Below are 18,388 nucleotides of genomic sequence, written 5' to 3'. Positions count from 1 at the left end.
AAAGGTCAGGATCTGGTTCAGCGGCCGGCCGCCACCGCACCCGCGCGGGCCGCCAGAGCGCTTCGGGCGGGTTCGGTGGAGAACCGGAGGTTCTCGTCGGCGAAGTCCTTCTTGCGGAGGTTGCGCTGATCGTCGTAGTAGTTCATCGACATCGTCCACGGGCCGTCGGTGCCCTGGCGCGGCAGGTCGGCGAGCGCACGTTTGACGTACCCGGCCTGAAAGTCCAGTGCCGGTTTGGTTTCCATGCCCGGGTCGGCCACCGCGCGGACCGCGGAGTAGCCGTGGGCGTCCATGTAGGAGATCAGGTCACAGAGGTACTCGCACAGCAACCCGATCTTGAGGGTCCACGACGAGTTGGTGTAGCCGATCGCCATGGCGGCGTTGGGGACTCCTTCGAGCATGAGGCCGCGGTAGATGACGTGGTCGGGCAGGTTCACCGGCTCGCCGTCGACGCTCAGTTCCATGCCGCCGAGTAGCTGCAGGTTGAGACCGGTCGCGGTGATGATGATGTCCGCCTCGAGTTCACGCCCGCTCTCGAGCAGAATGCCGTTCTCGGTGAACGTGGCGATGCGATCGGTGACGATCGACGTCTTACCCTCGCGGATGGTCTTGAATAGATCGCCGTTGGGCACCGCGCACAGTCGCTGATCCCACGGGTCGTACGGCGGATTGAAGTGTTCGTCGACGGGGAAACCGGCGGGCAGGAACTTCTGGTTGACCGCCCGGATCGCGCGTCGCGCAGTCTTGGGGAAGCGCTGGCAGAACGTGTAGACCAGCCGTTGCTGGGCGATGTTCTTGCGGCGGGCCCATTTGTAGCCACGTTCGTCGCCGAGGATGCGACGGAAGGTGTTGGCGATGGCGTCTTCTCGGGGGATCGGCATGATGTAGGACGGTGTCCGCTGGAGCATCGTCACGTGCTCCGCGGTCTGCGCCATCGCCGGCAGAAGGGTGACCGCGGTGGCGCCGCTACCGATCACGACCACTCGTTTGCCGGTGTGATCGAGGTCCTCCGGCCAATGCTGCGGGTGGATGATCTGACCGGAAAAGCGTTCGCGCCCTTCGAAGTACGGAGTGTAGCCCTCGTCATACCGGTAATAGCCGGACCCGGCGAAGATCCAGTTGGCCTTGATCGCGATGTGCTCACCGGTGTCGGCCCGGTCGATCTGCACCGTCCAGAGCGACTCCTGCGACGACCACGACGCCGACACGACGCGATGGTTGTACCGGATGTGCTCGGCGAGCCCGTTCTCCTCGATCGTCTGCTGCAGGTAGGACAGGATCCGCGGGGCATCGGCGATGGACTGCTTGTCGCGCCACGGCTTGAACTCGTAGCCAAAGGTGTGCAGATCGCTGTCGGAGCGAATACCCGGATAGCGGAACAGATCCCACGTCCCGCCGGCCGCCGACCGCGCCTCGATGATCGCGAACGTCTTCGACGGGAGTCGCGTCGTCAGATAGTGACCCGCGCCGATACCGGAGATCCCGGCCCCGATCACGAGCACGTCCACGGTTTCGGTCGGGGTTCCTGTCGGGGTTCCTGTCGCTGGCACGCTGCCTCCTGCTGGTGTGGGCTTTCCCCAACGATGCCCCTCGGACGCCTCGACCGCCACGGCCAGACTGCACCGCAGTCGACCTTCAGTGGTGCACAATGCACCCATGGATGATGAGTGGCCACAGGTGTCCGCCCCGGTCAGGGCGCTGATCCGGCGCGCTGCCGAACAGGTGCTGAGCCCTCCGGAGGCCTGGATCAAGGAGATGCACGACGCCGCTCTCGGCGGGGTGCGGATGACCGCGATCGCCGAGGACCCGGTCCTCGCCGACGGTACCCGCCGCACGAATCTGGCCAACATCATGCACTGGGCGGCCTCCAACGTGTCGCGCCCGGGTGAGCGCGTCACGGCCAACGTGACGCCGGAAATCCTCGACTCCGTCCGCGACCTGGTGAGGCGCGGACTCGACGCGTCGGCGCTCGACTCGTTCCGCACCGCCCAGAGCGTCGCGTGGCGGCTCTGGATGGAACTGTGCTTCGAGCTCACCGACGACGCGGCCCTCCGCGCAGGTCGCGCGCATAGCCCTGGATCTGCTGCCGGATCTCGGATTTGTCGTCGGATTCGTTGTGGCCGAGCACATTCACGAGAAGCAGAGCCAGCCCGACCGATAGCAGGACGACGACGGCCAGAGCACCGAAGATGATCCCCACGGTGCGATTCGGATCGCGCGGGGGCTTGGGCGCGGCTGCTGCCCACCCGGCGGGTGGCAGAGGCGGATACCGGCGTGGTTGGTGATCCTGCTGGTTCGGATCGACGCCGTACGGACCGGACATCGCCTATCCCCCATCGCACTCTGTGCAGGCCGCCGTCGCAGCCCTCGATCTGCCGGACGATCGGCGCCCGGCCGCTGAGCGGATGGTATCCCGTCACGCCCGCCGATCGTGCGAGCCCTGCGAGATGGTAGCGCCAGAAGCCCCCGGTCGCGCGACGAGCGGCGGTCACGAAGCTCACAGATCCGTTGGCGCGCTTCTCGTCACAGAGCTCTTTACAGCCGTCGGGCGCGCATCCACAATCACCGTATGTCATGGAGTCGGGGGACCCTGAGATTCAGCACACTGGCCGGCACCGCAGTTGCGGCCGCGGCAGTGCCACTGATCGTATTCGGTGCCGGTGTCGCACTCGCCGAGGACGGCTCGCCCGGCGGCGGTGATTCGACCTCCAGCGACTCGAGTTCCGGCAACTCGAGTTCCGGGGATTCGGCTGGCTCCGACTCATCCACCACCGACTCCGGCGACGGCAACTCCGGCAGTACCGGGTCGAGGGGCGACACCTCGTCCGGCGGCAACGGATCCGACGGCAACGCGTCCGACAGCGACACATCCGACAGCAACGCATCCGAGAGCGACACAGCCGAGAGCGACACAGCCGACAGTGCGGGAGAGTCCGGAACCGACAGCGACGACGCGGGCGCCAGGGACGGCTCCGCCACCGAGACCACCGGAGATGGCTCGACGACCGAGGCGGCCACGCCGTCGACGACCCGACCACACGGGTCGAACGGCGATCACGAGGTAGTTCCCACGACGCCGGGCATCACACCACCACCCGCGACCACGAACATCGACACGAACACCGACACCGACACCGACTCGACAACCGACTCGCCGGCAACCCAGACACCGAGGACCGAGACGGTCGCCCCCGCCCCGGACCCCGAGGTCGAGGTCCCGGTCATCGGTGACATCGTGGATTCGCCGACCGCCGGCGTACCCGACCCGGAGGCCGTGCCGGTGATGACCCCCCTCGCTCCGGCGGCGGTCGTGGCGTCGGACATCTGGGCGCCCAGCGCTTTTGCGATGGACCTCGGCAGTGATCCCCTGCCCGTGTCGTCTCTCGCTGTCGTCCAGTCATCGACGCTCGGCGTCGGCGCCACCCCGCGGTCCTCAACCCTGTTCGGCCTCCCCGTGGTGGTGATCCCGTCGACACCGTGGAATCTGAACGACCCGGTATGGGAAGCGGAATGGGAAGCGTTCAACAGCTCGGTGGTCGCGTGGGTCCCGGGCGTCGGCAACACCCTGGCAACCATCAGCGTGGTCATCGATACCTACCAGCTCGCCGCCGCGATCGGCGCGGGCGACCACGCCGAGGTGAGCGACGAGATCGGTGACCTGGCCGGCGACATCATCGGCATCGAGTTCGGGCAGGGCATCGGCGCGCAAGCTCGCTACCTGATCCATCTCTACATCTCTGATGCCGTCGCCACCTGGATCGTCGGTGACCCGACGCCGGTTGCGACGGTGTGAACCACCGCACCGTCAGCGCGCCCGAATCCGCGCTGCCAATCCCGCGCGATCCTCCACGTCGACCTTCATGCACGCCCGGTAGACGTGCCCCTCGACGGTTCGCGTCGACAACGAAAGTCGTTCTCCGATCTCCCGATTGGACAACCCGGCGGCAACGAGGTTCGCAATCTCCCGCTCACGCACCGTCAGCGGTAGCGGGTCCTCCATGGTGATCATCGCCGGCGTGACCAGCCCCCCACACTCGGCTGCCAGACGATGTGCGGTGCCGGCGGCGCGGACGGCGGCGGTCCGCTCGCCACCGTCGGCCAAGGCCGTTGAGGCCTGGGCGGCGGCGTCCGCCGCGGACGCGCGCGCACCCAGCTCTTCGAACTCGCGCGAACAGTCCTCCAGTGCCGCAGCACCTTTCGATGCCACCGCGGCTGCATGGCGGGTGTAGATCCCGATGAGCTCGCCGTCGACGTGCGTACTCAGCTCGGCCAGCATATCGGCGGCGTCGGGGTCGCCGAGGCGGGCGCTCGCGTGCAGGGCCTCGGCAGCGATGGCGCGGCCACAGCTCGACGCCGCGACGGCCGCCGCCGCCCGGGCGATGGTGATGGCTTCGGAGAGCTGTCCCTCACCCGCGGCTATCCACGCCTCGGCCACACGCTGGAACGGCTCGAAGACGGCCACGTGCGGCCGCAGATCGCTGCGGACACTGGCCGCGAGTTGCTTGGCCTCGTCGCATCGGCCGAGTTGCGCCAGGATCGTGCAGAGCGCGATACGTGCCGGAAAACTCCACGCGGACATGACATCCGACGTCAGCGCGGCGGTCGCCTGCCGCAGACTTCGGACGGCATGTTCATATCGCCCCTCGGCCACCTCCAGGACTCCGACGAAGGTCTGCACCATTCCCCAGGCCAGGTACTGTCCGGGGCTGGAGAACTGCGCGCATCCTTCGGCGAGAGTTCGCGCGTCGGTGAGGCGACCGGCGTAGATCAACGCCTGCAACTCGCCGAAGTCGGCCGAGTACCGGACCAGGCCGTCCATACTCGGCGGGATGTCCACGTGGCGAGCGATCTCGGCAACCTCGTCGAACTCACCGGTGAGCGCCATCGAGCGTTGCGCCGCGAACGCCGCCCAATAGGCCGCGGCAGGGATCACCGCGTCGTCACGCAGCACTCTCCTCGCCTGTTCGGCGGCGGCTTCGAGCTCACCGGCCATCATCGCGCGCACCGACGCCACCGCGTCGACGAGCAGGACCAATGACGGCGTATGGATCCGCGCGCGCAGCAGCGCCAGCATGTCGTCGCCACCGTGCCCGTCCCCCTGGGCGAAGTCGAAGTTCGCGAGCCGGGTGAGCGCCCACCGCAGCACCCCGACCTCGTCGAGCGTCTCCGGGTCGATCGCGGCCATGGTCGCCTCGACCTCGTCGGGGCGACCCTGCCACAGTAACGACCGCGAGAGGAGGTCGAGTCCGTCGATCCCGGCACCGTGCTCGACGGCGGCGCGGGCGAACCGCTCGGCCGCCGCCACATCCGACAAGGCCAGCGCGCTGCGCGCAGCGTCCAGCATGATTCGACTGTCAGCATCGCTGTCGCCGTCGATCGCCAAGTCCGCCAAACGGATTCGACCGGGGCCTGATCTCGGTCGGCCGCGTGCGGCGATCGCGTTCGCGAGTTGCCCGCGCAACCGCCGGCCACGCAGGCGGCCGATGCGGCGGCGTACCACCTCACCGAGGAGCGGGTGGGCGAAGCGGGCCACCAGCTGACGGCCGTCCTCGGTGATGCGGAGCAGTCCGCGGCGTTCGGCCTCCTCCACCTCGTCCTCACCGGCGAGGTCCACGAGCATGTCCACCTCGATGGGTTCACACAGGCTCAGCAGGTTGAGTGCGTTATTCACGCCATCGGGCAGCGATGTGATGCGGCTCTCCAGCAGTGTGGCGAATTCTGTTGTGATGGACGCATTTCCGCGTAGCTGCCAGATTCCGGCGTCCCGGCGGAGAGTCCCGGCCTCGCGGGCGCCGTCGACGAGGTGATGCAGAAAGAGCGCATTGCCGCCGGAGGCCTCCCACATCAGATCCACCGAGAGACCCTCCACCGGACCGCCCAGCATCTGCTCCAGCAGATCGATGCTCTGTTCCCGCGTGAACGCGTCGAGCTCGATCCGCTCCAGATAGTGGTCCTTCCACAGTGACAGCACGGCATCGGGTACCGTCTCGCCGCTGCGAACGGTGGCGATGATGCGGGCATCGCCGTCGATCGCCAACTGGTGCAGCAAGGTTGCCGACAGCGGATCGAGCAGGTGGGCGTCGTCGACGCCGAGGATCACCGCGCCCGCGTCGAGGAGCGATTCCCGGGCCGCCGACAGGTATCCGACGGCATCCGTGGCCGTCGACGGCGGGACGATCGGCGCGAAGGCACCGAGTGGGATGGCCCGTGCCGATTCACTTCCCACGACCCACCGCACGTTCGGCAGTGATTGCGTCACCTGACGCGCCAGCGTCGTCTTCCCGACGCCGGCCGAGCCGGTGAGCACCACACCGCAGCGCTCGGGTGTTCGCGTGGTCAGAGCGCCACGGGCGGCGTCGAATTCGACCCGACGCTCGACCAACGGCCACTTACCCGACACGTACCCCATGGTACGGCCGGGAACCGCTGCGGGGAACCGGTTACTCCGCCGGACCGTACGACAAGTGGATGACCCCGTTGTCGAAGACGTCGTGGCTGACGAGACGTAATCCGATCTCGTTGCTGTTCTCGAACAGCCGTGCTCCGCGGCCGAGCACGACCGGATACACCAGCAGATGGAGTTCATCGACGAGCTTGTCCACCAGCTGAGCCCGCACCAGGGTTCCGCTCCCACTCACGTACAGATTCTCGGCGCTCTTGAGCCCCCGGATGGCGTCGGCATCATACGGGCCGAGTACCTCGGAGTTCTGCCATCCGTCAACACTCGACGCGGAGGTCACCACGTGTTTGGTCGTGTCGTTGAAGAACGGCGCACCCGGATCGTAGGTCGCGTCACGCGTCGACCATGCCGGAGCGAACATCTCGAACGTTCTGCGCCCCAGCAGTATCCCGGTGCACTCGGAGATGAACGACGCGAGGACCGCACCCTGAGCCTCCGGGAACCCGTACGCCATGGTGAAACTCGGGTCTTCGTAGACCCGTCGAGACTGACGAACTCGTGTACGTGGATCTTGCCCATGGTGTGGTCTCCTCTGCGCGGTGGACGGTCATCCGGTCGGACCGAGTTCGTGCCGGACACTCATCGCCGCCCGATCGCGCGGCCCTAGATGAACAGCAGCGGCAGCAGGATCAGGAGGAAGACCAGAACGAACGGGATGACGAAGAGCGCAACCGCCGCGCCGACACCGTTGTAGGGCTGGGGCGACGGACCTATCGCGCCCTGGCTGAAGATGAACACCGGCAGCTTGTATTCGAGCTGTACCACCTGATTCGGGGCCACATTGATGGTCGTGTCCACGGGGCCCACCTTGGTCGGAATCAGGTACGGCGCGTGCACGTGCACGTGGTGTTGTCCCGGCGGCAACGGAATGTTGTTGACGCCCCACACGGCATTCGGATACTGGTGACCGTCGATCTCGACCTTGGGCTTGATCAGGAAGAAGATCCAGGCGAGCGGGAAGAACATCGTGTTCAGCGACAATCCCTGTGCCCCACCCGGCGCGCCCTGCTGCTGGGGTGGCTGCTGATAGGCGGCCTGCTGCGGAGCCTGCGGCGCGGGACCGGGCTGATACGCCGGTCGCGGCGGTTGCCCGTACCCCTGCGGCGCGCCCGGCACCGGACCGTGTCCCGGCTGTCCGCCGGGCCCCTGCGGCCGGTACCCGGGCGGTGTTCCCGGACCGGGCCCGTACCCCGGCGGCGTGCCGGGACCCGGTCCGTAACCGGGTTGTCCCCCACCCCGCCCCTGCCCCGGTGGCGGGTACTGCGGCTGTCCGTCCGGCGGTTGCGGTGCGTTCACGATTGCTGACCTCTGCTGTTCCCCGAAATTGGCTCGTCGATGCACCGTGCGTGCGGTGCGCTTGCTGCGACGCCGGCCCATCTCTGACGCCGCCCGGTGACACGTCGTGTCGAAGCACTCTAACGCGAATCCACGTCGGCGACGGGGTTGCGGTTGCAGAGAACATCAATCGATCGACACAGACGGCGATGGCCCCGTCGCGAACGCAACGCGACGGGGCCATCGGGAAGTGGAAGACTTTACTTCCCTTTACCTTTTACTGCCAGGCCCAGAACCAGCGACGTCCGCGGGGATCCCAGCGGCGCACGCGACGGCGACGCCGCGGGTGCGGATGCGGGTGGCGCTCGGGGCCTTCGTGGGGATTACGATTCGGGAAGTGCGGCATTGAACGCCCTTTCATCACTGGTCGAGATCCGGTGGGCCCGGCTCTCCTGACAGCGACGACTGTGCAGACCGAAGCTTGGGACAACTTCCGCGGTTCCTGGCAACTTGCTGTCGATGACGGCGGTGGCCGCGGGCGGCGTCCGATATGCGAATTACGTTCGCAGCGAACGCTGAAAGCGACGCATGCCACGCAGCCAGCGGGGGTAATCGGCACCCTTGTGCCGGTACATCTCGAGGACCTCGGGGTGCGGGAGGATGAGGAAATCCTCGGCAGCCACCGCGTCGAGGACGTCACGCGCGACCTGTTCGGGGGTCAGCACCGCACCGGCGGTCTCGACGGCGCGCTGCATCATCTGTTGACCCTCTTCTGCCACACCACCTTTCGGGCGCAGCAGGGCGGTGTCGACGCCCATCGGGCACAGGCAACTGACCCGGACGCCGTCGTCGCCGTGAGTGATGGACAGCCACTCGGCGAAGCCGACGGCGGCATGCTTGGTGACCGAATAGGGCGCATTGCCCAGTTGGGTGAGGAGCCCGGCGGCCGATGCGGTGCTGACGAAGTAGCCCTCGCCGCGTTCAACCCAGTCCGGCACCAACCGCCGCGCCGCACGTACATGCCCCATGAGGTTGACGCCGAAGGCGAGATCCCATACGTCGTCGGGCGTGTCGAGTCCGCCGCCGATTCCGACACCGGCGTTCGCGAAGTACATCGACACCGGCCCGAACGTCGACTCGGCCAGGGCGACGGCATCGTCGATGTGCGCGGCGTCCGACGCGTCCCCGGCGGTCCACGTCGCAGCGTCGCCCAGTGCGTCGGCCACGGCCGCGGCGGTCGTCGCGTCGAGGTCGGTGATCACCACCCGGGCACCGCGCGCCACCAGCTCCCGCGCGATCGCCCCGCCGATCCCGCCGCCTCCGCCGGTGACGATGGCGACCTTGCCTGCTGGGTCCATGTTCTTCTCCCTCGGATCGGCGTCCCCGGCCCGGTTACGGGGTTAGGGGTGGGCGCGTCGGTGAGCTTCCACGACGCGGTGGCCCCCTGATGCTGCCACCACCCGGTCGGCGCGGCGAATACCGGCGCGGCGGTGTGCGACGATCACCCGGGTGGGATCCGAGCGACCGGTCATCGATGACCTCGATCTGATCCTCGAACGCGGCTCCACCACCGCGATCATCGGTGCCGGGCCGGATGAGAGCACCATTCTGGGGCTGATCGCCGGCCTGTACCAAGTCAACGTGGGTGTCGTCGGGAGGGGAAGCGTCGGACTACGACCGGGGCCGCAACACGTAGCCGGTGTAGGCGTAGTCGCCTCCACACCGTTCGCGCACACCGATCTCCGCGCCGGCCATCGCGAGCACCTCAGAATCGACGCCTTCACGTTCGAGCTCGGCGATTCGGGCACGCAGCGGTGCGTAGTAGTTGTCCCAATCCGAGTCCGGCAGCACATAGACGGCTCGGACCTCCCAGCCCCTCTTCTGTGCAGCGGCCACGTTCTGGGCCGTCGACCTCATCGCGGGATAGCCCGCAGACCAGAACGCAGCGGCCTCCTCCCCGGGATCCGGCGTGATGAACTCGGCTTCGGTCAGAACCAGCACGCCGGTGTCGGACAACAGCGGGCGCCAGGCGGCCAGTGCGGCGGCGAACCCGAGAACGTAGGCCGAGCCCTCTGCCCACAGCAGGTCGATGGAACCGTTCGGGACGGGTAACGCGTCCATGGACTCACGCATCACGCTCACCCGGTCGCCGACCCCGGCTTCGGCGGCGCGCCGGGACACCTCGGCGAGGTACGGCTCGTGCACGTCGACCGCTGTCACCCGCCCGCCCGTCAGCTCGGCGAGAAGGATCGTCGCCGATCCGGTTCCGCAGCCCACGTCGAACACCGTGGGGTCGGAAGGCAGCTCACCTGCCATTCGCACGAGCAACGCGGTGGTCTCCGCGGAACCGGGTGCCTCTCGAGGGAGCCCCTGGTGGACACGCCGGAAGATGCTCTCGATCTCGCGGTCTGTGGGTGCCATCGGGCATCATGCTGCCTGAGAAGTGGAGGTTCTGGAATGGTCGACACCAACTGGCGTTACTGGCAGTTCCTGCACCGCGATACCGGCGCACGGGAGTGGGTGGGTATCTCGCGACCCGATGCCTGGCCGCGGATCGACCGGATCAAGGTCTGGACCCTCCTGCCGGACAAGGCCGTCTTTGTCGCGAATTGGTTTGTGTCACAGGATCATCAACTCGATGTCGAGGAGCGGCACTGGGAGCACGACTCCATCACCGGTTGGGATTTCTGCGACGCCGCGATCGAGGCGCCCCTGCCGTCGGCCGACGATCTGCGTCGCATCACCCGCCCGGAAGCCGTCCTGGAGTTCGCGCAGATCGACCGCATCCCGCTCAAGCGGATCGTGAGCCTGCGGGAGGCCAATCGGATCGCCGACGGTAGACGCTGAACTCGGTGTGTGGCCGAGCGTCCCGACCTCAGCTCTTCATCGCGGGTAGGTGATGACGATCTCCCCGGTGATCGGGTCTCGCCAGGTGATGGTGCGGTCGGTGTGCATGGTGGGTATCCAGAGGCCGAGGTGCTTGCGGTGGTGATCCGGGGTGCACAGCGGGATGAGGTTCTCGAATATGCTCCAGCCCCCGGTGAGCGGATCTCGGGGATCGAACTTCACCAGGTGATCGAGTTCGCATTCGTCAGACGGCCGCCCGCACTGCGGGTAGCGGCAGGTGCGGTCATGGCTGATCACCCGTTCCCGCACCGCCCTACTCGGACGATAGGTCAGCGCACCCGGTGGAATGGGCCCGCTCGCTTCGCTCCCGGCGCCCGGTGGAATGGGCCCGCTCGCTTCGCTCCCGGCGCCCGGTGGAATGGGCCCGCTCGCTTGGCTCCCGGCGCCCGGTGGTGGCAGGTCGTAGCCGCCGTGCCCGGTGGGGTCGATGGGTGGGGCGGGACCGTCTCGTCCGGTGACGATGAGCCCGGAGTAGCCCGACGGGAGGAGCAGTTGGCCGGCGATCGAGTTGGAGATGAGGTCCTCGGCGTGGTCGGGGTCGATGGGCCCATGGCCACGCAGGTAGGGCACCTCGATGCCGGCGGGGTCGGTGACGACGATCAGTGCGGTTTGTTCACCGAGATCGCACGCGGTGGGGGTGTCGGCCACCTCCACCGCGGGGCCCTCGGGTGCCTCAGGTGCGTCGCTACCCGGGTACGAGCAGGTGTCTGTGTGCACGCCGGCCTCGGCCGGGTCCACCGAGGTGTCCACGTCGGTTGTGGTGTTCGTGGCGGTCGGGTCGAGGCCCGCGTCAGAGTCGGCGTCTGCTGGTGTGCTGCTGGCGGTGTCTGCCTCGTCGGTGTCGGTAGGCGTGTCGTCGTCGCAGTGGTCGGCGCAGTCGTCGTCATCGGCGGTGGGGTCGGGGGCGGGGGTGGCGGGGCAGGTGGTGTTGCCGCAGGTGCATGCCAGGTGGCCGCCGGGTAGTCCGATGAGGTGGGCCAGCGCAGCCACGCGTTGGACACCGATCCGGCGGGGATCGTCGGCGCAGAGATGGCGGGCGATGAGGTCGGCGATTCGGCGGGTCAGATACACGCCGTGTTCGGCGGGCACGGTGGCATCGATGCTCGCATGCCCGTGAGCGTCATCGCCGATGACGACGTTCTGGTGACGCTCGGCGAAGTCTTTGCGCGCGAGGATCGCCGCGTCAGGGTCCAACGCGATGACGAGTTCCTCGAGCTGTTCACGCAACACCCGATCCGCCGACGGCCGCGCCGAGAGCGTCAACGCCAGCTGTTCGGCACCCACCCGGGTGTCCTCATCGAGCAACAACAGGGCGTTGGCCATCAACGCGGTACGCGCCAACGAATGCCGGCCGTCGAGGAACGCGATCCGCACCGCGGGCAGCTGCTGCAGGTGGGTGCCCAGCGTGATCCACCGGCTTGCGGTGGAGCGGGAGATCCCCAGCCGGACCGACACCTGCCCGATGGCGGCTTTGTCGGGCATATCGCGGACCCGACGGCCCAGTGTCCGGTTCCAGGACGGGTCGGCGATCATGTCCTGATACACCGCATGCCCGATCCGGTAGGCCAGCAGCACCGTACGGGCCTCAGCACGCCGCGCCAACTGCTGCATCTCCCGCGCCGCGTCCACCACCGCATCCGAAACCATCGACGACACACCGGTGTCGTCGGCGACCGGATCGGTCAGAGTGAACATCACGAGAGGCACGCTTCCGGGTACGAAGTAACCAGGGACGCTGTCGTCACGTACTCGTCGTCGAAAACTCCTGTGAACCGGGCCGGTTCACACCCTCATCATCTGAACTACCCACACACTAACGCGGGCCACCGACAAGACTCTGGCCGTCACGCCGGGGCTTCGGGGCTCTCGGTGGGCGCCTCGAGAAACTCGGTCAACGGTGGGACCACCTCATAGGAACTCTGCATCATCCGCCACCGAGGAGTTCACGGACGTCGGCTGTGGTGATGCCCGAGCACCTTCTCCCGTCGCGGGTGAGCCACGTCTGGCAGATCTTGTCGTGGCGGGGGCCCAATGCCGGCGACGGCACCTGCTCCGGTTTGGGCGGCAGTTCGGCGATCCGGTGTGGTACCCGACTCGATGGGCTTGCGGAAGCAGGTCTCGAAGGCCTTGGGCGAGAAGAACATTCCGGGGACGGTGATCGCCAGGACAGTCACGCCCTGGCTGCCCCGTTGTCCACAGGCGGCTTTCTCAGGAATTGTGGGAGGTCGCCAGATAGGTCGCGCCGGCGGTCACACCCGTCACCGCGAACACCGACGGCCACGCGCCGATCTTCTTGGCCAGCGGATGCGACGCCCCGAACGCGGTGAGGTAGGTGGCGAGCAGTCCACCCGCGACGGCGGGGTTCTGTCGGGCCCATTCCCGGGTGCACCATCCACCGGCGGCCGCGAGGACCGCACCGCCGAGCTCGCGTCGCCCGCTGAAACGTGCGGCGGCGAACCCGCCGATCAGACCGGCAGCGACAACGGGGACCGTGGGACTCACACTCATACCGGCGAGGGTAGTCCCGCATCCGCGGACCGCTGCTCGCGGCCCGAGTCGATGCGCGGCACCGCAGCGAGCAGTTGGCGCGTGTAGGGGTGCTGCGGGGTCTCGAAGACTGCGTCAGCCGTGCCGTACTCGACGACTTCGCCGCCCCGCATGACCAGGATGTCGTCACTGACGTGATGGATGACACCGAGATCGTGCGAGATGAAGACCAGTGCGACCCCGGTCTCGTCCTGCAGGGTTGCCAGCAGGTCCAGAATGCGTGCCTGGATGGAGACGTCGAGCGCCGAGACCGGCTCGTCGCAGACGATGATCGATGGTTCGGGCGCCAGCGCCCGGGCGATCGCCACCCGCTGCCGTTGCCCACCGGAGAGCCGCAGCGGGCGGCGATGGCGAAAGGTGTCGTCGAGTCCCACCTGATCGAGGAGGCGACTGATCCGCGCATCGAGATTTCCGGCGGCTGAACCGTTGGCGCGCAGGCTGTCCCGGATGATGCGTTCCACCGTCCAGCGCGGATCGAACGAACTCAACGGGTCCTGGTGGATCAGCGAGATCAGGTGCCGGGATCCTCGGCGCTGCTCGGGGCGCAACGCACTCCACGGGCGGCCGTTGAGTTCCACGCTGCCCTCGTCGGGTTCGGTCAGCCCGAGGACGATGCGCGCGGTTGTGGTTTTGCCGGAACCGGATTCGCCGACGATCCCCAGCGTGCGGCCGGGCAGCAGATCGAAACCGACACCGTCGACGGCGGCTCGTCGGGTGCCGGTGGCAAAGGTCTTGCGAACGTCACGGACACGCAGCGCCGGCGGGCTGTCGCCGACGGGAGTGGGTGGTGCCGGCGCCAGGCTGTCCCCGCTCACCAGCAACGTTCCCTTGGACACCCGGGACGGGATGGCCGCCAGTAGCCCCCGCGTGTACTCGTGCGCTGGCCGGCGCAGGACCTCCTCGGTGGTCCCCTGTTCGACGATCTCGCCGTCACGCAGAACAGCGACCCGATCAGCGATGCGAGCGACCACTGCGAGATCGTGGGAGATAAGGATGATGCCGTTGCCACGGGCTTTGGCCTGGGCCAGCACGTCGAGGATCCGCGCCTGGACCGTCGCGTCGAGGGCGGTGGTGGGCTCGTCGGCGATGAGCAGTTTGGGATTTCGCGCGATCGCCGATGCGATGAGGGCACGCTGCCGGAGTCCGCCGGACAGTTGGTGTGGTCGCTGCCGGGCGCGGAGCCGTGGTTCGGGAACGCCGACGAGGTCGAGCAATTCGATCACCCGCTCCTCACGCAACGCACGATTCAGCCGACCCCCGCCACCCCGGCCGTAATCCCCCAGGGCCTCGTCGATCTCGGCACCGACGGTGCGTAGCTGATCCAGCGACACCAACGCGTCCTGCAGGACGAAACCGATCTGTCCACCGCGGATTGCGCGCCACTGCCGATCGGTCAGATCCTGAAGGTCCTGACCGTCGAAACCCAGTTCGGCAGCGTCGATCCGGGCGCCGTCACCGGTCAGACCGATCAGCGTTCGGGCCGTCACCGATTTGCCCGAGCCGGACTCGCCGACGATCGCCAGGCACTCACCGGCCTCGACGGAGAAGGAAATGCCTTTCACGATCTCCTCGCCGCCGAAGAAGATGGCCCGCCACTGGGCCGAGGTCGGGTTCGGGACCCCGGTGGCGCTTCATCTGTTCTATGTCGGCAAGATCCTGGCGTTCATCGTCGTGGGGTGGGCCATCGTCGTCGCAACACCCGGTATCGACGGCGTCTTCGACGTCACGGCCTGGTTCGACGAGCCATCGTCTTCCAGAAGATCGTCCTCTACACGATGCTGTTCGAGGTCGTCGGACTCGGCTGCGGCTTCGGGCCGCTCAACAACCGCTTCTTCCCGCCGATGGGCTCGATCCTTTATTGGCTGCGGCCCAGGACGATTCGACAACCACCGTGGCCGCGCATCCCGCTCACCGGCGGTGACGAGCGCCGTCTCGTGGACGTCGTGCTGTATGGCGCGCTGCTGGTGGCCATCGTGGTCGCATTGTTCACCTCGGGCAGCGGCCCCATCCCCGCGCTGAACTCCACGGTGGGTGTTCTACCGGCGTGGCAGATCTGGACGATTCTCGGGCTGCTCGCGGCAATCGGGCTGCGGGACAAGACGATCTTCTTGGCCGCGCGCGGCGAGGTGTATGGGGCGCTGTGTGTGACGTTTCTGTTCACCGGCGTCGACATGATCATCGGCGTCAAGCTCGTGTTCCTCGTGATCTGGGTGGGTGTGGCGACGTCGAGGCTCAACAAGCACTTTCCGTTCGTCATCGCGACGATGATGTCCAGCAACCCGATCTGGCGATCGCCGAAGATCAAGCGCAAATTCTTCGAGAACTTCCCCGACGACCTGCGCCCGGGCATCCGATCGCGTTGGATCGCCCACTTCTCCACCGCGGTTGAGGGTTTGGTTCCCATCGTCCTGTTCTTCTCCACCGGCGGGTGGGTCACCGCCGCGGCCGCCGTCATCATGCTGATCTTCCATTTCGGCATCTTGTCGTCGATCCCGATGGGGGTGCCGCTGGAGTGGAACGTCTTCATGATGTTCGGTATCGTCACCATCTTCCTCGGCCATCCAGGGATCGGCCTCGACGATCTCAACTCGCCGTGGCCGATCCTGCTCTTCGTCGTCTCCGCCGGGACGGTCGTGCTCGGAAACCTGTTGGGAGAACGCTCAGGTGGTGTCGAGTCGTCGGATATCGCGGCGCGGGTCGATCTGCCGCCGCGGATTCGGATGGTGATGGGCCTGCCCGCATCGGGTGTGCACGGGTTCCGGCGCAGCCACCAGCAGGCGCGGTCCGAATACGCGATGGCGACGCTGCCCGGGGCGTCGTCGCAGATCGTCGGCTTCGGCGACCGCGGGGTGGCCGTGGTGTCGTTGCTCGCACAGGATCTGGAGTCGACGCGGGCGTGGGTGTGCGAGGTGCTCGGCGGACTCGCCGACGACACCCCCAACGCGGCCATGCTGCGCCACACACTGTCAGTGTTCTTGTCCACCAAGGAGAGTCATCTCCATACCGCCGAGCAGCTGAATCTGCACCGCAACACCGTCGGGTAGTGCCAGTGCGACAACGAGATTCACCAGGATCAGAGCGTAGACGGCGATGTCGAACGGGGTACGGCTGTCGCCCGCGGTGAACGGCACCTTGCCCGGCCAGGGTGGCAGCCGGATCGTGTCCGGCCGCAACCAGTACAGGATGCCGCCGGTCATCGGTTTGAAGTGACCGGCGAGCGGACCCCACGATCCGCCGATGCCCAGGATCTCCACCAGGACCGTCCACAGCACCGCCTTCTGGTACACGATCGGCTCGTTCCACCATTCGGTGACGTGCAGCGGATTGAGGCCCGAGGTGAGGGTTGCGATCGTGATCCCGACACCGGCGTAGAAGACGAAGACCTTGAGAAGGTAGATGACAAGCACCATTTTCGGTGTGCCGAAACCGTATTCGGCCCAGTGCGCACCGAGGACGCGTAGCCGCTCGGTGAACGGTCGGTCTCCGAACGTGTCCGGATCGACCTGTGGGAAGTCGGGTTGGGTGAATCCCATGACTGTTCTCCTGTCTGTGGGTGTGGTTGATCGCCGCGGCACCGATCGGCGGTGTCGCGTGGGGTTCGATGCATTCCGGCGGTTACACCGGCTGTGGATCTCGCAGACCGCTGCGCAGCGACGGCTTGTCGATCTTGCCCACGGGGTTGCGTGGGAGTTGCTCGACGATGTGAATGGCGCTGGGCAACTTGATCTTTGCCAGCCGATCGGCGACGTGCGCAATCAGTTGACCTGCGGCGAGCTGCCGGTCGGGATAGCTCACCACGAACGCCACCGGGACCTCGCCGTAGAGGTCGTCGGGTGCACCCACCACGGCGACTTCGAGCACGTCGGGGTGAGTGGCCAGCGCGTTCTCGATCTCCTTGGGGTAGATGTTCTCTCCACCCCGGATGATCATGTCCTTGATCCGGTCGACGATCGTCAGGTATCCGTCGTCGTCGAGACGTCCGACGTCACCGGTGTGCAGGCGACCGTCGACCACCGTCGACGCCGTGGCGTCGGGCCGATTCAGATAGCCGCGCATGACATTCGGACCACTGATGACCACTTCTCCCGATTCGCCGGGCGGCAGGGTTCGGCCGTCGGGTCCGACGATGTCGATGTGCTGGCCGGGCAGCGCCGGGCCCACGGTGCCGGGTTTGCGGACGCCGTCGACCGGGTTGCACGCCGACGCGCAGGTTCCCTCGGTGAGGCCGTAACCCTCGACGATGGGAATGCCGAGGGCACGCTCGGCCGCGTCGAGCAGATCGGGTGAGATCGGTGCGGCGCCGCAGATCGCGAAGCGCAGGGAGGCAACGGCTTCGGCAGTCAGACCCGCTTGGGAGATGAGCATGGCGTAGATGGTCGGCACGGCCGAGAAGTAGGTGGGCCGCAGGCGGGCGACGTCGTCGAAGAACCGTGCCGGCGAGAACTTGCCGGTGATGCTGAGTCGGCCACCGGCGAGGATGGGAGCGAGGAAGCTGACACAGATGGCGTTGACGTGGAACAGCGGCAGAACGAGCAGGGCGTGGTCGGCAGCGGTGAGCGAGAAGTGCGCCACCATGGCCGATCCCATGTAGTGCAGATTCTCGTGTGCCAGCCGGACCCCCTTGGGGCGTCCCGTCGAACCCGATGTGTAGATGAGCAGGGCGTCGTCGGACATGGCCGATGCGGCTGCTGGACGCCAAGACGCGGAGGGACGTTCGGCGAGTGCATCCGGGGACACGACGACGCGGTCCGGTGACGGGCAGCCGGGGTCGCCGACGACGAGCCGGGCGCGCGCGTCGTCGAGCTGATAGGCGGCCTCGGCCGGCGTGAAGGCGGGGTTGACCGGTGTCGCGATCGCACCCAGGCGCCACGCCGCCATCAGCGTCAGCAGCAGCTCGACGCGGTTGGGCAAGAAGGTGGCCACCACGTCGCCACGTGAGATGCCTTGTGCCGCAAGCTGCTCGGCGACCGCTTCGACGCGTTCGGCGAAGGTCGCGTAGTCGAGCGACATCGTGTCGTCGCGCACGCAGGGTGTGTCGGCGCGGTATGCGAGGTCCCAGGCGAAGTAGCTGGTGGTCACAGGTGTGTTCCCTCCGGATCGCGGTGCTGTGATCCAGAACACTATGGCGCGGAGTTGTGAGGTGAAACGGCCTGCTGAGCCAGAGTTGGCCGGCTGAGTTGTGCTGACAGGACAACAGGC

The 18,388-nt window shown here is 67.2% G+C and carries 12 protein-coding genes and 3 pseudogenes; 3 read left to right on the top strand and 12 right to left on the bottom strand.

All coding sequences use genetic code 11. The annotated features are described in order from the left end of the window. Positions 1–17: 17 nt before the first annotated feature. On the bottom strand, positions 18–1,550 hold the full coding sequence (locus GBRO_RS00355) for a flavin-containing monooxygenase (RefSeq protein ID WP_012832017.1): 1,533 nt from the start codon (positions 1,548–1,550) through the stop codon (positions 18–20). 482 nt (positions 1,551–2,032) lie between these two features. Continuing rightward, the gene (locus tag GBRO_RS26160) at positions 2,033–2,323 is read right to left on the bottom strand and encodes a hypothetical protein (protein ID WP_012832016.1); all 291 of its coding nucleotides are present in this window, start codon (positions 2,321–2,323) and stop codon (positions 2,033–2,035) included. Positions 2,324–2,569: 246 nt separating this feature from the next. On the opposite strand from GBRO_RS26160, the gene GBRO_RS00340 reads away from it, so the two are divergent. After that, complete coding sequence (locus GBRO_RS00340; RefSeq protein WP_012832015.1) at positions 2,570–3,793, top strand: hypothetical protein; 1,224 nt, start codon at positions 2,570–2,572, stop codon at positions 3,791–3,793. Positions 3,794–3,805: 12 nt separating this feature from the next. On the opposite strand, the gene GBRO_RS00335 is transcribed toward GBRO_RS00340, so the two are convergent. From GBRO_RS00335 to GBRO_RS00315, 5 genes and pseudogenes are all read right to left on the bottom strand, one after another. Further along, a complete protein-coding gene (locus tag GBRO_RS00335; RefSeq protein ID WP_052298341.1) occupies positions 3,806–6,400 on the bottom strand; it encodes a helix-turn-helix transcriptional regulator in 2,595 nt (864 codons plus the stop codon). Positions 6,401–6,440: 40 nt separating this feature from the next. Next, positions 6,441–6,979, bottom strand: a pseudogene (locus tag GBRO_RS00330) (dihydrofolate reductase family protein). Positions 6,980–7,063: 84 nt separating this feature from the next. Beyond that, positions 7,064–7,756: a hypothetical protein gene (locus GBRO_RS26660; RefSeq protein WP_012832012.1), complete on the bottom strand. Its 693-nt coding sequence runs from the start codon at positions 7,754–7,756 to the stop codon at positions 7,064–7,066. Positions 7,757–8,292: 536 nt separating this feature from the next. Next, a complete protein-coding gene (locus GBRO_RS00320; protein ID WP_012832011.1) occupies positions 8,293–9,093 on the bottom strand; it encodes an SDR family oxidoreductase in 801 nt (266 codons plus the stop codon). Between the two features lie 313 nt (positions 9,094–9,406). Beyond that, positions 9,407–10,156 (bottom strand): SAM-dependent methyltransferase, encoded by a 750-nt coding sequence (locus tag GBRO_RS00315; RefSeq protein ID WP_012832010.1) that lies wholly within the window; start codon positions 10,154–10,156, stop codon positions 9,407–9,409. Between the two features lie 36 nt (positions 10,157–10,192). Between GBRO_RS00315 and GBRO_RS00310 the strand changes: the two genes are divergently transcribed. Continuing rightward, positions 10,193–10,582 carry a hypothetical protein gene (locus GBRO_RS00310; protein WP_012832009.1) on the top strand — a complete coding sequence of 130 codons (390 nt, stop codon included), beginning with the start codon at positions 10,193–10,195 and terminating at the stop codon, positions 10,580–10,582. A gap of 36 nt (positions 10,583–10,618) precedes the next feature. Here the strand turns inward: GBRO_RS00310 and GBRO_RS00305 are convergent, their stop codons facing one another. The 3 genes from GBRO_RS00305 to GBRO_RS00295 all read right to left on the bottom strand — a co-directional run bounded on the left by GBRO_RS00305 (position 10,619) and on the right by GBRO_RS00295 (position 14,775). Continuing rightward, on the bottom strand, positions 10,619–12,337 hold the full coding sequence (locus GBRO_RS00305; RefSeq protein ID WP_012832008.1) for an HNH endonuclease signature motif containing protein: 1,719 nt from the start codon (positions 12,335–12,337) through the stop codon (positions 10,619–10,621). A gap of 513 nt (positions 12,338–12,850) precedes the next feature. Beyond that, complete coding sequence (locus GBRO_RS00300) at positions 12,851–13,150, bottom strand: hypothetical protein (protein WP_012832007.1); 300 nt, start codon at positions 13,148–13,150, stop codon at positions 12,851–12,853. Beyond that, complete coding sequence (locus GBRO_RS00295) at positions 13,147–14,775, bottom strand: dipeptide ABC transporter ATP-binding protein (RefSeq protein ID WP_115311631.1); 1,629 nt, start codon at positions 14,773–14,775, stop codon at positions 13,147–13,149. Before GBRO_RS00295 ends, GBRO_RS00300 begins: the two co-directional genes overlap by 4 nt. Here GBRO_RS00295 and GBRO_RS00290 point away from each other — a divergent pair. Then, positions 14,741–15,837, top strand: a pseudogene (locus GBRO_RS00290) (DUF3556 domain-containing protein); the annotation flags it as partial. The gene GBRO_RS00295 and the pseudogene GBRO_RS00290 overlap by 35 nt on opposite strands. Before the next feature lie 390 nt (positions 15,838–16,227). Here GBRO_RS00290 and GBRO_RS00285 read toward each other — a convergent pair. Then, positions 16,228–16,722 (bottom strand): annotated as a pseudogene (locus tag GBRO_RS00285) (DUF3556 domain-containing protein); the annotation flags it as partial. A gap of 82 nt (positions 16,723–16,804) precedes the next feature. Further along, positions 16,805–18,268, bottom strand: a complete 1,464-nt coding sequence (locus tag GBRO_RS00280) for a class I adenylate-forming enzyme family protein (RefSeq protein WP_012832004.1) — start codon at positions 18,266–18,268, stop codon at positions 16,805–16,807. Positions 18,269–18,388 lie beyond the last annotated feature (120 nt).

Origin of the sequence: Gordonia bronchialis DSM 43247 (assembly GCF_000024785.1) — a bacterium.
Lineage (GTDB): Bacteria > Actinomycetota > Actinomycetes > Mycobacteriales > Mycobacteriaceae > Gordonia > Gordonia bronchialis.
Note: the sequence above shows the minus strand (reverse complement) of the source record. Positions and strands in the feature narration are given on the sequence as shown.